Raw genomic sequence first — 14,306 nt, 5'->3', positions numbered from 1 at the left:
GGAGCACGAAACCCATGCCTGCCTACCGTTCCCGCACCAGTACCCACGGCCGCAACATGGCCGGCGCGCGCAGCCTGTGGCGCGCCACCGGCATGAAGGACGGCGACTTCGGCAAGCCGATCATCGCGGTGGCCAACAGCTTCACCCAGTTCGTGCCCGGCCACGTGCACCTGAAAGACCTCGGCCAGCTGGTGGCGCGCGAGATCGAGGCCGCCGGCGGCGTGGCCAAGGAGTTCAACACCATCGCGGTGGACGACGGCATCGCCATGGGCCACGGCGGCATGCTGTACTCGCTGCCCTCGCGCGAGCTGATCGCCGACAGCGTGGAGTACATGGCCAACGCGCACTGCGCCGACGCGCTGGTGTGCATCTCCAACTGCGACAAGATCACCCCCGGCATGCTGATGGCCGCGATGCGCCTCAACATCCCGGCGGTGTTCGTCTCCGGCGGCCCGATGGAATCGGGCAAGGCGGTGGTGAAGGGCACGAAGAAGGCGCTGGACCTGATCGACGCGATGGTGGCCGCCGCCGACGACAGCTACAGCGACGCCGAAGTGGCGACGATGGAGCGCTCGGCCTGCCCCACCTGCGGCTCCTGCTCGGGCATGTTCACCGCCAACTCGATGAACTGCCTCACCGAGGCGCTGGGCCTGGCGCTGCCCGGCAACGGCTCGGTGCTCGCCACCCACGCCGACCGCGAGCAGCTGTTCCGCCGCGCCGGCCGCGTCATCGTCGATCTCGCCCGCCGCTGGTACGAACAGGACGACGCCAGCGCGCTGCCGCGCGCCATCGCCGACCGCGCCGCGTTCGAGAACGCGATGAGCCTCGACATCGCGATGGGCGGTTCCACCAACACCGTGCTGCACCTGCTGGCCGCCGCGCGCGAAGGCGGCGTGGATTTCGGCATGGCCGACATCGACCGCCTGTCGCGCCGCGTGCCCTGCCTGTGCAAGGTGGCGCCGTCGAAGGCCGACGTGCATCTGGAGGACGTGCACCGCGCCGGCGGCGTCATGGCCATCCTCGGCGAGCTCGACCGCGCGGGACTCATCGACACCACCCGCCCCACCGTGCACGCGCCCACGCTGGGCGACGCGCTGGCGCAGTGGGACATCCGGCGCAGCAGCGACGAAGCGGTGCACACCTTCTACCGCGCCGCGCCGGGCGGCGTGCCCACGCAGGTCGCCTTCAGCCAGTCCTCGCGCTTCAAAAGCCTGGACACCGACCGCGAGCACGGCGTGATCCGCTCGGCCCAGACGCCCTTCAGTCACGACGGCGGCCTCGCCGTGCTGTTCGGCAACCTCGCGCCGGAAGGCTGCATCGTGAAGACCGCCGGCGTGGACGATTCCATCCTGCGCTTCGACGGCAGCGCGAAGGTCTACGAAAGCCAGGAAGCGGCGGTGAGCGGCATCCTCGGCAACAAGGTGAAACCCGGCGACGTGGTGGTGATCCGCTACGAGGGCCCGCGCGGCGGCCCCGGCATGCAGGAGATGCTCTACCCCACCAGCTACCTGAAATCGAAGGGACTGGGCAAGGCCTGCGCCCTGATCACCGACGGTCGCTTCTCCGGCGGCACCTCGGGCCTTTCCATCGGCCACGTCTCGCCCGAAGCGGCCGAAGGCGGCCTGATCGCCCTGGTCGAGGACGGCGACCCCATCGCCATCGACATCCCCGGCCGCAGCATCCGCCTCGACCTGCCCGACGACGTGCTCGCCGCCCGCCGCGCCGCGATGCAGGCACGCGGCCGCGAGGCCTGGAAGCCGCGCAACCGCACGCGCCCGGTCTCCGTCGCACTGCAGGCCTATGCGGCGCTGGCTTCGAACGCGGCGAACGGAGCGGTGCGGGATCTCGGGCGGCTGGGCGCGACGCGCGCCGACGAACTCCCGGCCTGACGGCAGAAACGTCTTCGCTCCCGCCGCGCGCAGCTGCCCGGCGTACGCACCGACGGTGGCGAGGCAGGCCGGCCCGCCGCCAGTCATGAAGATGCCCCGCGAAAGCGCGGCGACGGCCGTGAGCAGTGCCCTGGACACGTGTGGCCACATGGCCGCGGGATGGCCCACGGATCGCCACGCGCGGTTCAGAACAGGTCGATGCTGCCCGCCGTCACGCCTTCGTCGAGCAAACCGCACTCGCGCAGGTTCTCGTAGCCACGGACGCCGTCGCGGCCATGCTGCTTGACGTAGTACAGCGCCTTGTCGGCGCGATCCAGCACCCGTTCCGGATAATCGTACCGACCCGCGCGGGCATAGCCGACGCTGACCGTGACGCGCCCGACCTGCGGGAACCCGTACCCGGCCACACGCTGGCGGAAGCGCTCCAGCGCGGCCTGCACGCTGTGCTCGCCGAGCGCGCCGAACAGCACCACGAACTCCTCGCCGCCGAAGCGGAACAGCACGTCGTCACGGCGGAAGCTGGCGCGCATCTGCTGGGCCAGCAGCAGGATCACCTCGTCGCCGTAGATGTGGCCATAGGTGTCGTTGATGCGCTTGAAGTGATCGATGTCGAGGATCGCCAGCCACACCTGCGGCTGTTCGTGCGCCGGCAGCTCGCGTGACGGCTGCTGCTGCAACGCCTGCTCGTGCTGCTGCAACAGCGCCTGCAGCTGACGCTCCAGGCTGCGCCGGTTGTACAGGCCGGTGAGCTTGTCCCGTTCGCTCTCGTGCAGCAGCGCGGTGTAGTTGGCGTAGATCCGCGCGAAGCCTTCCGCCAACGGGCGGCTGGCCGCCGGCGGCATGGCGCATTCCAGCTGCAGCGCGGCGATCGGGCGGCCCTCGCGCTGGATCGGCACCAGCAGGCGATGCAGGTCGTCCTCCATCTCCATCTGCACTTCGGCCCGCTCCATGCAGCGCTGCAACCGGCCCGGCAGCGGATCGGCCGGATCCGGCTCGACGGCCGACAGCCGGTAACCGCCCTGGCCATCGGGCTCGCAACGCACGATGCCGGACGGACCGTCGCCGCGCCTGGCCAGGGCCACGCTGTGCGCCGAGGACAGTTCGGCCAGGGTGATCACCAGACTGTGGTCGAGCGCGTCGATGTCGCGGTGGTGGGTGAAGGCGGCCACCGAGTCGAGCAGGCGCGACTGCGCGGCACGGTCCGGCGACACCAGCTCGGACACGGTGGACGCCGCGACGCTGCGGGATGGATCGTCCTTCTTGCTGGTCTCGCTTTCGGCCATCGGCGTTCCGGCTGCCGGCGGTCACGGCACGGTCCGGCGCGTGCCTGGCGCTGCCGAAGTGGCAGCATCTGCCGGTTTTCATCGGCGCACTGGAGAAAAACTTTAGAGCGGGTTCACGGCATGCGGGTCGGTGCCGCGGGTTAAACTCGCACGCATGTCCACGCCGCCCCGCCAACGCCAGCCGCGCAAGAGCGCTCCCTCGCCCGCCCGGCGTGCGCGGCCTGCCGCGACGAAGCCCGCGGCGCCGCGGCCGGCGGACAGCTCGACCCGCGCCACGCGGGTACTGGACTGGCTGCTGCGGAAACTGCCGGCGCGCCACCGCGAGAAGGCCCGCGACTACCTGGTGCTGACCCGGATGGATCGCCCGATCGGCGCGCTGCTGCTGCTGTGGCCGACCTGGTGGGCGCTGTGGCTGGCGGCCGGCGACTTCCCGCCGTGGCAGCTGCTGCTGATCTTCACCCTCGGCGTGTTCGCGATGCGCGCGGCCGGCTGCGCGATCAACGACTACGCCGACCGCAAGCTCGACCCGCAGGTGGAACGCACTGCCGGGCGGCCGATCGCCGCCGGGCGGGTGACGCCGCGCGAGGCGCTGATCGTGTTCGGCGCGCTGCTGGCGTTCTCTTTCGTGCTGGTGCTGTTCACCAACCGGCTGACCATCCAGCTGGCGTTCGTCGGTGCCGCGCTGGCGGCGATCTACCCGTTCACCAAACGCTGGACCTACCTGCCGCAGGTGGTGCTGGGCGCCGCCTTCGGCTGGTCGATCCCGATGGCGTTCGCCGCAGTGACGCACACGGTGCCGCCGCTGGGCTGGCTGCTTTTCATCGGCAACATCCTGTGGTCGGTGATCTACGACACCGAGTACGCGATGGTCGACCGCGACGACGACCTCAAAGTCGGCGCGAAATCCACCGCGATCCTGTTCGGCGACGCCGACGTGCCGATCCTCGGCCTGCTGATGGGCACCTTCCTGCTGGCAATGCTGTTCGTCGGCCAGCGCGCCGGGCTCGGCTGGCCGTACTGGCTGGCCCTGCTGGCCGCCGCCGGCCTGTTCGGCTGGCAGCTGTGGCTGATCCGCGATCGCGCCCGCGACGCCTGCCTGTCCGCGTTCCGCCACAACAACTGGCTGGGTCTGGCGCTGTGGACCGGCATCGTGCTGGCGCTGGCGCTGCGCTAGCCACGCATCGGGAACCGTCACCCGCGCGGCGACGGCGCCCGCGCCAGCGCCCACACGTCCACCCGCTGCACGCCGGCGCGGCGCAACACCCGCGCGCATTCGGCCAGGGTGGCGCCGGTGGTCATCACGTCGTCGAGGATCGCCACGTGCGCCGGCAGCACCACGCCCTCGCGCAGGGCAAACGCACCGTGCACGTTGCGGCGGCGGGCGACGGCGTCGAGTTCGGTCTGCGCCGCGGTGGAACGGCGGCGCTGCAGCGCGTCGCGGTGCAGCGGCACGCCGAGTGCGTGCGCCAGCGGGCGGGCCAGTTCCAGCGCCTGGTTGTAGCCGCGCCGGCGCAGCCGGCTGCGGTGCAGCGGCACGGCCAGCAGCAGTTGCGGCAGCCGCAGCGGGCACGGTTCGCTTTGCCACAGCCGCGACAACACGCGGCCGGCGGCCAGGTCGGCGGAAAACTTGTAGCGCGACTCCAGCCGGTCCAGCGGCCAGCCGTAGCGGAACGGCGCCCACGCTGCATCCCACGGCGGCGCGCGGCGCTGGCACTCGCCGCACAGCGCCGCCGGCGCGGCCAGCGGCAGCGCGCAGCGGGCGCAGCAACTGCGGTTGCGCGGCAGCTCCGCCGCGCAGTCGGCACACAGGTCGATGCCGTCGGCGCCGCGGGCGCCGCACAGCAGACAGCGCCAGGGCAGCAGCCACCGCCACAGCGCGTGTCCGGATGGCAGCCGTGCTGGTCGTTCCATGCGCCCTCCCCGTTCCTGCGCCGGAATGGTAGCGGCAAGTCACCCACAGGACCTCACCCTCGCCTCGTCGGCGACGTACACTCGATTGTCGCCGCATCGCGACACCCGATCCCGTACGCAACGTCATCCGCCCAGAGAGGTTCCCATGTCTGTGCCCGACGGCGGCAAATCCGCCCCTTCCACCTGGCCGGCGCTAGCCGGCACCGCGCTGCGCGTAGCCTTCGGCCTGATCTGGGCCGTGAGCGCCGCGCTGACCTGGACTTCCGATTTCGCCAGCCATTACGTCGGCTACCTGCACAACGCCGCCACCGGCCAGCCGGCCTGGTCGGCGTGGTGGTTCGAGCTGTGGATCGGGCTGGTGACACCGCACGCGGGCTTTTTCGTGTGGGCCACGCGCCTCGCCGAAACCCTGCTGGCGCTGGCGCTGCTGCTGGGCTTCGCGCGCAAGATCACCTACGTGGTCGGCATCCTGTTCAGCCTGCTGATCTGGAGCACGGCCGAAGGCTTCGGCGGGCCGTACTCGGTGGGCGCCAACAACATCGGCGCGGCGCTCAGCTACGTGCTGATCTTCGCGGCGCTGATCGTGATCAACCTGCGCTCGGGCCCCAGCCCCTACAGCCTGGACTACCTGATCGAGCGCCGCTGGCCGCGCTGGCGCCGCTTCGCCGACTGGAACGACACGCTGCCGCTGGCCAGCGTGCACCCGCTGCCGTGGCGCGTGCAGGGGCCGGCGCTGGCCGGCGTGCTGATCCTGGTGGCACTGCTGCTGGCCGGCCTGCACAGCGCATTGAACGTGAAGTCGGCCAGCCCGCAGGCCGCGGCGGCCGCGGTGACGCCGCTGTCGCTGGCCTCCAGCCAGCCCATCGCCAAGGCCCGCGACGCGCGCCTGCCGCCGCTGCAGGAAGGCGACAACGTGGCGGTGAGCATCGACGTCTCCGACCAGAGCGTGGAAATCGCCAGCGGCGTGCAGTACCAGGCCTGGACCTTCGGCAAGAGCGTGCCCGGCCCGGTGATCCACGTGCGCCAGGGGCAGACGGTGAACGTGACGCTCACCAACCACGGCACCATGCAGCACTCGATCGACTTCCACAGCGCGATCACCCCGCCCAGCCTGCACTACGTGGACATCATGCCGGGCGAGTCGATCGCCTTCTCGTTCGTGGCCAAGGTGCCCGGCGCGTTCCTTTACCACTGCGGCACGCCGCCGGTGCTGCTGCACATCGGCAACGGCATGTACGGCGCGTTCATCGTCGACCCCGCCACGCCGCTGCCAGCCGCCGCCGAGAGCTACGTGCTGGTGCAGGGCGAGTGGTACACCCAGCAGGTGTCCGGCACGCTGATGGCCGGCAACTACGAGAAGATGCAGCAGATGCGCCCCGACGAGGTGGTGTTCAACGGCGCGGCGTTCCAGTACCGCGACCACCCGCTCACCGCCAAGCCCGGCGAGCTGGTGCGGCTGTACGTGGTCAACGCCGGCCCCAGCCTGTGGAGCGCGTTCCACGTGATCGGCGCGATCTTCGACAAGGTCTATCCCGGCGGCAACCCGGCGCAGGCCATCGACGGTGTCTCCACCTATTCCGTCGGTCCCGGCGAGGGCGCGGTGTTCGACCTCAAGCTGGACGAGGCCGGCCACTATCCGTTCGTCGACCACGCCATGGCGCACATGCAGCTGGGCGCGCAGGGCGTGCTGCTGGTGGGCTCGCCCGACGAGGCCGCGGCCAAGCCGCCGGTGAGCAAGGCACCGGTCGCCGCCGCGCCCGCCACGCCGCCGCCCGCGGCCAGCGGTCCGTACACGTTCGACCCGGCCCGCGGCGCCTCGCTGTACGCCGCCAACTGCGCGGCCTGCCACCAGGCCACCGGCCTGGGCCTGCCCGGCGCGTTCCCGCCGCTGAAGGACAACGTCGCGGTGCAGGACGCCGACCCGGCCAAGCACATCGAGGTGATCCTGAAGGGCCTGCAGGGCCAGCTGATCAACGGCACCAGCTACCCCACCGCGATGCCGCCGTTCGCCGCCGCCCTGAGCGACGCGGACATCGCCGACATCGCCAACCACGAGCGCAACTCGTGGGGCAACCAGGGCAAGCTGATCAGCGCCGAGCAGGTGAAGGAAGCACGCGGCAAGTAGCCCGGCGCAGAGGAAAGGAGGAAAGGCGGCCTGCGGGCCGCCTTTTCGTCGGCGACCCGGCTCGTCAACCAATCTTCCATACCGAAAAGTTGACGAAGGGGAACGGCCCGCCCAAACTCGCCGGCTCTGCCACGGAGCCCGCCATGCCCGAAGCCGCCATCCGCCACGACTGGACGCGCGAGGAAATCGCCGCGCTGTTCGCGCTGCCGTTCAACGAACTGCTGCATCGCGCGCACACGGTGCACCGCGAGCACCACGACCCGAACGCCGTGCAGGTGTCGACCCTGCTGTCGATCAAGACCGGCGGCTGCCCCGAGGACTGCGCCTACTGCCCGCAGGCCGCGCGCTACGACACCGGCGTGGCCGCGCAGAAACTGATGGACGTCGACGACGTGCTGACTCGCGCGAAGGCCGCCAAGGCCGCCGGCGCCAGCCGCTTCTGCATGGGCGCGGCCTGGCGCGGCCCGAAGGACCGCGACATCCCCAAGGTCGCCGCGCTGGTGCGCGCGGTGAAGGACCTCGGCCTGGAAACCTGCGCCACCCTCGGCCTGCTCGGCGACGGCCATGCGCAGGCACTCAAGGATGCCGGACTCGACTACTACAACCACAATCTCGACACCGCGCCGGAGTTCTACGGCGAGATCATCCACACCCGCGAGTACCAGGATCGCCTCGCCACGCTGGAACAGGTGCGCGACGCCGGGCTGAAGACCTGCTGCGGCGGCATCGTCGGCATGGGCGAGACGCGCGCGCAGCGCGCCGGCCTGCTGCAGGCGCTGGCCAACCTGCCCGAGCATCCGCATTCGGTGCCGATCAACCAGCTGGTGCCGGTGCCCGGCACACCGCTGGCCGATGCCGCGCCGCTCGACCCGTTCGAATTCGTGCGCGCGATCGCGGTGGCGCGGATCCTGATGCCGCTGTCGATCGTGCGCCTGTCCGCCGGCCGCCAGCAGATGGACGATGCGGTGCAAGCGTTGTGCTTCTTCGCCGGCGCCGGCTCGATCTTCTACGGCGAGAAGCTGCTGACCACCGGCAACCCGGACGTGGAGGCCGACCGTGCGCTGTTCCGCCGGCTCGACCTGCATCCGATGGAAGTGGCCGCAAGCGCGGACACCGTGCATGCGGACATCGGCGATCACGGAAACGCCGGTTGCGGTCATGGCTGCGGCTGCAGTGCCGCGGCCTGACCTGCTCCAGCGACTGGCCGTCCAGACGGCCGAACGCGAACGCGCCAGCCTGCGCCGCCGGCTGCATACGATCGACCGTGTCGACGGCCCTTGGCTGGAAAGCGGCAACCGGCGCCTGCTGTCGTTCTGCGGCAACGACTACCTCGGCCTGGCACAGCACCCGCAGCTGGTTGCCGCGCTCCTCCGAGCGGCAGGCGAGGAAGGCGTCGGCAGCACCTCGGCGCACCTGATCTGTGGCCACCGCCACGTGCATGCGGCGCTGGAGGAAGCGCTGGCCGCCTGGACCGGACGCGAGCGCGCGCTGCTGTTTTCCACCGGCTACATGGCCAACCTCGGCGTGCTGCAGGCACTGCTGGCACGCGGCGACGTGTGCGTGCAGGACAAGCTCAACCACGCCTGCCTGCTCGATGGCGCCAGGCTCAGCGGCGCCGAGCTGAAGCGCTATCCGCACGCCGACGTGAACGCCGCCGCGCGCCAGCTGGCGGCACGCCCCGATGCGGCCGCGCTGCTGGCCACCGACGGCGTGTTCAGCATGGACGGCGACGTCGCGCCGCTGCGTGAGCTGGCGCAACTGTGCGCACACGAGCGCGCCACCTTGATGGTCGACGACGCCCACGGCCTCGGCGTGTTCGGCACGCGCGGCGCCGGCAGCCTCGACGCGGCGAAGCTGGGCCAGCACGACGTGCCGCTGCTGATGGCCACGCTGGGCAAGGCGCTCGGCTGCAGCGGCGCGTTCGTGGCCGGTCCGGCCGCGCTGATCGAGGGCCTGGTCCAGTTCGCACGACCGTACATCTACACCACCGCGATGCCGCCGGCGCTGGCCGCCGCCGCGCTGGAAGCGGTGCAATTGGCGCAGTCCGAAACATGGCGGCGCGAGAAGCTGGCCGCGCTGATCACGCGTTTTCGCCGCGGCGCCGCCGAACTCGGCCTGCCGCTGGCACCCTCGCCCAGCGCGATCCAGCCGCTGCTGCTGGGCGGCGCCGACGCCGCGCTGGCGGCGGCGCAGGCGCTGGAACGGCACGGCCTGCTGGTCACCGCGATCCGCCCGCCGACCGTGCCGGCCGGCCAGGCGCGGCTGCGCATCACGCTGTCGGCGGCGCACGAGGAAGCCCACGTCGACCGGCTGTTGGCCGTGCTGGAAACGCTGCATCTGCCGTCCGCGCCGCGGGCGCCCGGCGGCGACCACGTATAATCGCGGCTTGCTCCGCCGATGTCCCCGCATGTCGATCGTCAACATCTCCGCCTACAAGTTCATCAGCCTGGCCGACCTGCCCGCGCTGCGCGAACGGCTGCTCGCGCGCTGCGAGGCGCTGGCGCTGAAGGGCACGATTTTGCTGGCGCCGGAAGGCATCAACCTGTTCCTCGCCGGCAGCCGCGCGCAGATCGACGGCTTCATGGCCACGCTGCATGACGACCCGCGCTTCGCCGACATCGCGCCGAAGGAATCGCTTTCCGACGCGGTGCCGTTCGGCCGCATGCGCGTGCGCCTGAAGCGCGAGATCATCACCATGCGCCTGCCCACGATCCGCCCCGAAGGCGGCCGCGCGCCGGCGGTGGACGCGCCCACCCTGCAGCGCTGGCTGGACCAGGGCCACGACGACGACGGCCGCGAGCTGGTGCTGCTGGACACGCGCAACGACTACGAGACCGACGCCGGCAAGTTCGCGCAGGCGATCGACTACCGCCTCGCCAGCTTCACCGGCTTCCCCGCTGCCGTCGCCGCCGACCGCGCGCGCTACGCAGGCAAGACGGTGATCTCGTACTGCACCGGCGGCATCCGTTGCGAGAAAGCCGCGCTGCACATGCAGGAACTCGGCATGCAGCACGTCTACCAGCTCGACGGCGGCATCCTGAAGTACCTCGAACAGACCGACGGCGCGCACTGGCAGGGCGACTGCTTCGTGTTCGACGGGCGCGGCGCCGTGGGGCCCAATCTGCTCCCGACAAACAAACTCCCTCTCCCCTCCGGGGAGAGAGCCGGGGTGAGGGAACACGCTGGCGAGAAACCAGCATCAGAGCGTGCTCTGAACCGCACGTCGGCAGGCCCCGGCCCCTCACCTCAATCCTCTCCCCGACGGGGAGAGGAGGCGAACGCAAGAAGCGCGTTGCCTCATTGGAGCGGGGCATGAGCCTGTACGTCGACCGGCGCGGCCACGGCCCGGTCCCGCTGGTGCTGCTGCACGGCTGGGCGATGCACGGCGGCGTGCTGGCGCCGCTGGCCGAGGCACTGGAAGACCACTGCACGATGTACGTGGTCGACCTGCCCGGCCACGGCCGCTCGCGCAACTGCGGCCTGCCGCTGGAACCGCGCGCCTGCGCCGAGACGATCGCCGCCGTCACGCCGCCAGCAATCTGGCTGGGGTGGTCGTTGGGCGGCACCGTCGCGCTCACCGCCGCGCTGGAGCTGCCGCGGCAGGTGCGCGCCCTGGCGATGCTGTGCGCCACGCCGAAGTTCGTGCGCGACGCCGGCTGGCCGCACGGCACCGACGGCCAGCTGGTGCACCAGTTGGCCAGCGACCTGGAAACCGACTACCACGCCACCATCGAGCGCTTCCTGGCGCTGGAGGCGATGGGCAGCGCCGACCCGCGCGGCGAACTGCGCCACCTGCGCGAGCTGGTGTTCGCGCATGGCGAACCCGACCTGCGCGTGCTGCAGGAAGGCATCCGCATCCTGGAAACCAGCGACCGCCGCGCCGCGCTTCCCGACCTGCGCATGCCCAGCGCGTGGATCAGCGGCCGTCGCGACCGGCTGGTGCCGCCGCAGGCGATGGCATGGTCGGCCAGCCGTTGCGGCGGCAGCTACACCGAGATCCCGCAGGCCGGCCACGCGCCGTTCTTCGGCCACGCCGACGCGGTGGCGCGGGCGCTGCAGCCGCTGCTGGCTCCTTCTTCCCTTGAGCAGGTTCGATGAGCGATTTCCAACTCGACCAACAGCGCGTGCGTCGCAACTTCGGCCACGCCGCCAACAGCTACGATCACCACGATGCGCTGCAGCGTGAAGTGGGCGATGCCCTGCTCGAACGACTGGGCTTCTATCTGGAAACGCCGCAGCGCGTGGTCGACGTCGGCGCCGGCACCGGCCGCGGCACGGCGTTGCTGAAGCAGAAGTATCCCAAGGCCGAAGTGATCGCGGTCGACCTCGCCCTGCCGATGCTGCGCGTGGCGAAACAGCACAGCAGCTGGCTGAAGCCGTTCCGCCGCGTGTGCGCCGAAGCCACCCACCTGCCGCTGGCCGACCACAGCGTCGACGTGCTGTATTCCAACCTGTGCTTCCAGTGGGTCGACGACCTGCCCGCGCTGTTCGGCGAGTGCATGCGCGTGCTGAAGCCCGGCGGCTTCCTGGCGTTCTCCAGCTTCGGCCCTGACACCTTGAAGGAGCTGCGCGCGGCCTGGGCCGAGGCCGACCAGCAGCCGCACGTGGGCCGCTTCCTCGACATGCACGACGTCGGTGACGCGATGCTCAACGCCGGGCTGCGCGACCCGGTGCTGGACGTGTTCCGCTACACCCTCACCTACAGCGAGCCGCGCAAGCTGCTGGAGGAACTGCAGGGCCTGGGCGCTACCAACGCCGACCGCGCGCGCGCGCGCGGCCTCACCGGCAAGGGGCGCTACCGGCGCATGCTGGCGGCCTACGAGGCGATGCGCGTGGACGGCCGCATCCCGGCCAGCTGGGAAGTGGTCAGCGCGCACGCCTGGGGTCCGCCGATCGGCCAGCCGCGCCGCGTGCCCGGCGGCGAGATCGCTACCTTCTCGATCGACTCGCTGCGCGGCTCGCGGCGGCGCTGAGCCGCGCCGGCGGGTCAGCGTCGCGACGGCCAGCGGACGCGCACCAGGATCTCGAACAGGCGCAGCAGCATGATCACCAGCGCCAGCTCGGCGCCGCCGGTGGCTTGAGCCGCCGGCATGCGCACGATCGGCTCCACCGGCGTCTGCAGCAGGCGCTGCAGCTGGGTCGCGCTCTCGTCCATCTTCTCCAGGATCTCGCGCACCTGGCCGATGCACTCGCTCACCGCCTTGCGGGCCTTGTCTTCCCGGGTCGTGCCCTCGCCCTTGCCGAGCCGGTCGACCAGCGCCGCCAGCTCGCGGCGCCGCCCTTCCAGCTCGCGTTCGTCCATTTGCGCCAGCACGCCGCGCAGGCGGGCCAGCTGCTGCTCCCGCGTGCGGGCCGAGGCCAGCGCCACCGCGCGCCGGCTGCGCCCGGCCTCGAACGAGATCTTGTCGCGGGCCTGCTGGCGAAGGAAGGTTCCGGATGGTTGCGGCATGGGGTGCTCCTTGCATGGGGGTCGGGTCGGGATTCCGGATGCAGACTACATCACGACGGCGGCGACGCCGCCGTGCCGGACGCCACACCCGCGGGCGACCGCGCTCACACCTGCCGGTGGCGGAAGCAGCCGGCGAGATGGTCGTTGACCATGCCGGTGGCCTGCAGCAGCGAATAGCAGATCGTCGTGCCGACGAAGCGGAAGCCGCGCCGCTTCAGCGCCTTGCTCATGTGGTCGGACAGCGCCGTGCTGGCCGGTACCTCGGCCTGGCTGCGCCAGCGGTTGCGCAGCGGCTTGCCGTCGACGAACGACCACAGATAGACGTCCAGACTGCCGAACTCGGTGATCACGTCGAGAGCGGCGATGGCGTTGTCGCGGGCGGCCGAGACCTTCAGCCGATTGCGGATGATGCCCGGATCGAGCAGCAGCTTTTCCAGTTCCCGGTCGGTCATGGCGGCGACGCGGGAGATATCGAACTGGTGGAACGCCTTGCGGTAGTTGTCACGCTTGGCCAGCACGGTGCGCCAGGACAGGCCAGCCTGGGCGCCTTCGAGGCAGAGGAACTCGAACAGCGCGCGGTCCTCGTGCAACGGCACGCCCCACTCGGTGTCGTGGTAATCGCGCATCAGCGCGTCGCCGTTGGCGGCCCAGTGGCAGCGTGGCGGTTCGATGGTCCTGGTCATGGCTGGCGGATGGTCGAAAGGTACGCCACAAGCTACCCCACGCCGCTAGACTTGTCGCTCCCTCCCGGATGCCGTGCCCCATGCCCTCCTCGCCTTCGCGCGGCGCCGTGCCCGCGCTGCTCGTCACCATCCTGATCTGGGCCTACAGCTGGGTGGTGATGAAACAGGTGCTGGCGTACGCCGGGCCGTTCCATTTCGCCGCGTTGCGCTACCTGCTCGGCGCCGCCGTGCTGTTCGCCGCGCTGCTCGTCGCGCGGCAATCGCTGCGGCCGCCGCCGCTGCTGCCCACGCTGCTGATCGGCCTGTGCCAGACCACCGCGTTCCAGGGGCTGGAGCAATGGGCCTTGCTCGACGGCGGAGCCGGCCACGTCGCGCTGCTTGCCTACACCATGCCGTTCTGGGCGGTGTTGCTGGCCTGGCTGCTGCTGGGCGACCACCCCACCGCGCGGCACTGGTTGGGGCTGGCGCTGGCGGCGCTCGGCCTGCTGTGCATCATCGAACCGTGGCGCGCCATGGGCAGCCCGCTCAGCACTACGCTGGCGATCGCCGGCGGTGCCGCCTGGGCGGCCGGCACCGTGCTCAGCAAGCGCATGTTCCAGCGCCACGCGCCGTCGGTGCTCAACCTCACCGCCTGGCAGATGCTGCTCGGCGGCATCGTGCTCGGCGGCATCGCGCTGGCGGTGCCGGAGCGCGCGATCGAGTGGAACTGGCTGTTCATCGGCGGGCTCACCTACAGCGTGCTGCTGGCCTCCAGCCTGGCCTGGTGGCTGTGGTCGATCGTGCTGCAGCGGTTGCCGACCACGGTGGCCAGCGTGTCCAGCCTCGGCGTGCCGATCGTCAGCGTGCTGCTGGCCTGGCTGATCCTGCACGAGCAGCCGTCGCCGCTGGAACTGGTCGGCATCGTGTTCGTGCTGCTGGGGCTGTGCGCGGTGAGCGGCGTGCGCCTGCGCCGTCGGTAGGCGCATC

Annotated in this window: 13 protein-coding genes; 9 read left to right on the top strand and 4 right to left on the bottom strand. The window is 71.1% G+C overall.

Annotation, left to right across the window (positions count from 1 at the left end):
- The first annotated feature begins 14 nt into the window (after positions 1 to 14).
- Positions 15 to 1,889, top strand: a complete 1,875-nt coding sequence (gene ilvD, locus R5H19_RS00565) for a dihydroxy-acid dehydratase (protein WP_318157029.1) — start codon at positions 15 to 17, stop codon at positions 1,887 to 1,889.
- Positions 1,890 to 2,074: 185 nt separating this feature from the next.
- Here ilvD and R5H19_RS00560 read toward each other — a convergent pair whose 3' ends face one another.
- Positions 2,075 to 3,172: a GGDEF domain-containing protein gene (locus R5H19_RS00560; RefSeq protein ID WP_318157028.1), complete on the bottom strand. Its 1,098-nt coding sequence runs from the start codon at positions 3,170 to 3,172 to the stop codon at positions 2,075 to 2,077.
- A gap of 154 nt (positions 3,173 to 3,326) precedes the next feature.
- Between R5H19_RS00560 and ubiA the strand changes: the two genes are divergently transcribed.
- Positions 3,327 to 4,346 carry a 4-hydroxybenzoate octaprenyltransferase gene (gene ubiA / locus R5H19_RS00555; RefSeq protein WP_318157027.1) on the top strand — a complete coding sequence of 340 codons (1,020 nt, stop codon included), beginning with the start codon at positions 3,327 to 3,329 and terminating at the stop codon, positions 4,344 to 4,346.
- Positions 4,347 to 4,363: 17 nt separating this feature from the next.
- Here ubiA and R5H19_RS00550 read toward each other — a convergent pair whose 3' ends face one another.
- Positions 4,364 to 5,083, bottom strand: coding sequence for a ComF family protein (locus tag R5H19_RS00550; protein ID WP_318157026.1), 720 nt, complete (start codon positions 5,081 to 5,083; stop codon positions 4,364 to 4,366).
- A 145-nt stretch (positions 5,084 to 5,228) separates the two neighbouring features.
- Between R5H19_RS00550 and R5H19_RS00545 the strand changes: the two genes are divergently transcribed.
- The 6 genes from R5H19_RS00545 (at position 5,229) to bioC (ending at position 12,181) form a co-directional block, all read left to right on the top strand.
- Positions 5,229 to 7,208: a multicopper oxidase domain-containing protein gene (locus R5H19_RS00545; RefSeq protein ID WP_318157025.1), complete on the top strand. Its 1,980-nt coding sequence runs from the start codon at positions 5,229 to 5,231 to the stop codon at positions 7,206 to 7,208.
- Between the two features lie 143 nt (positions 7,209 to 7,351).
- Complete coding sequence (gene bioB, locus R5H19_RS00540; protein WP_318157024.1) at positions 7,352 to 8,395, top strand: biotin synthase BioB; 1,044 nt, start codon at positions 7,352 to 7,354, stop codon at positions 8,393 to 8,395.
- A complete protein-coding gene (bioF, locus tag R5H19_RS00535) occupies positions 8,382 to 9,587 on the top strand; it encodes an 8-amino-7-oxononanoate synthase (RefSeq protein ID WP_318158122.1) in 1,206 nt (401 codons plus the stop codon). Before bioB ends, bioF begins: the two co-directional genes overlap by 14 nt.
- 28 nt (positions 9,588 to 9,615) lie before the next feature.
- On the top strand, positions 9,616 to 10,524 hold the full coding sequence (locus tag R5H19_RS00530) for a sulfurtransferase (RefSeq protein WP_318157023.1): 909 nt from the start codon (positions 9,616 to 9,618) through the stop codon (positions 10,522 to 10,524).
- Positions 10,521 to 11,306 (top strand): pimeloyl-ACP methyl ester esterase BioH, encoded by a 786-nt coding sequence (gene bioH / locus R5H19_RS00525; RefSeq protein ID WP_318157022.1) that lies wholly within the window; start codon positions 10,521 to 10,523, stop codon positions 11,304 to 11,306. The genes R5H19_RS00530 and bioH overlap by 4 nt, the downstream gene beginning before the upstream one ends.
- Positions 11,303 to 12,181, top strand: a complete 879-nt coding sequence (gene bioC / locus R5H19_RS00520) for a malonyl-ACP O-methyltransferase BioC (protein WP_318157021.1) — start codon at positions 11,303 to 11,305, stop codon at positions 12,179 to 12,181. Before bioH ends, bioC begins: the two co-directional genes overlap by 4 nt.
- 14 nt (positions 12,182 to 12,195) lie before the next feature.
- Here the strand turns inward: bioC and R5H19_RS00515 are convergent, their stop codons facing one another.
- Complete coding sequence (locus R5H19_RS00515; RefSeq protein WP_318157020.1) at positions 12,196 to 12,657, bottom strand: hypothetical protein; 462 nt, start codon at positions 12,655 to 12,657, stop codon at positions 12,196 to 12,198.
- Between the two features lie 104 nt (positions 12,658 to 12,761).
- Complete coding sequence (locus R5H19_RS00510; RefSeq protein ID WP_318157019.1) at positions 12,762 to 13,340, bottom strand: DNA-3-methyladenine glycosylase I; 579 nt, start codon at positions 13,338 to 13,340, stop codon at positions 12,762 to 12,764.
- 80 nt (positions 13,341 to 13,420) lie between these two features.
- On the opposite strand from R5H19_RS00510, the gene R5H19_RS00505 reads away from it, so the two are divergent.
- Positions 13,421 to 14,299 (top strand): DMT family transporter, encoded by an 879-nt coding sequence (locus tag R5H19_RS00505; protein WP_318157018.1) that lies wholly within the window; start codon positions 13,421 to 13,423, stop codon positions 14,297 to 14,299.
- The last annotated feature ends 7 nt before the right edge of the window (positions 14,300 to 14,306 follow it).

This window comes from Rhodanobacter sp. KK11, from assembly GCF_033345435.1.
Taxonomy (GTDB): Bacteria; Pseudomonadota; Gammaproteobacteria; order Xanthomonadales; family Rhodanobacteraceae; genus Rhodanobacter.
Note: the sequence above shows the minus strand (reverse complement) of the source record. Positions and strands in the feature narration are given on the sequence as shown.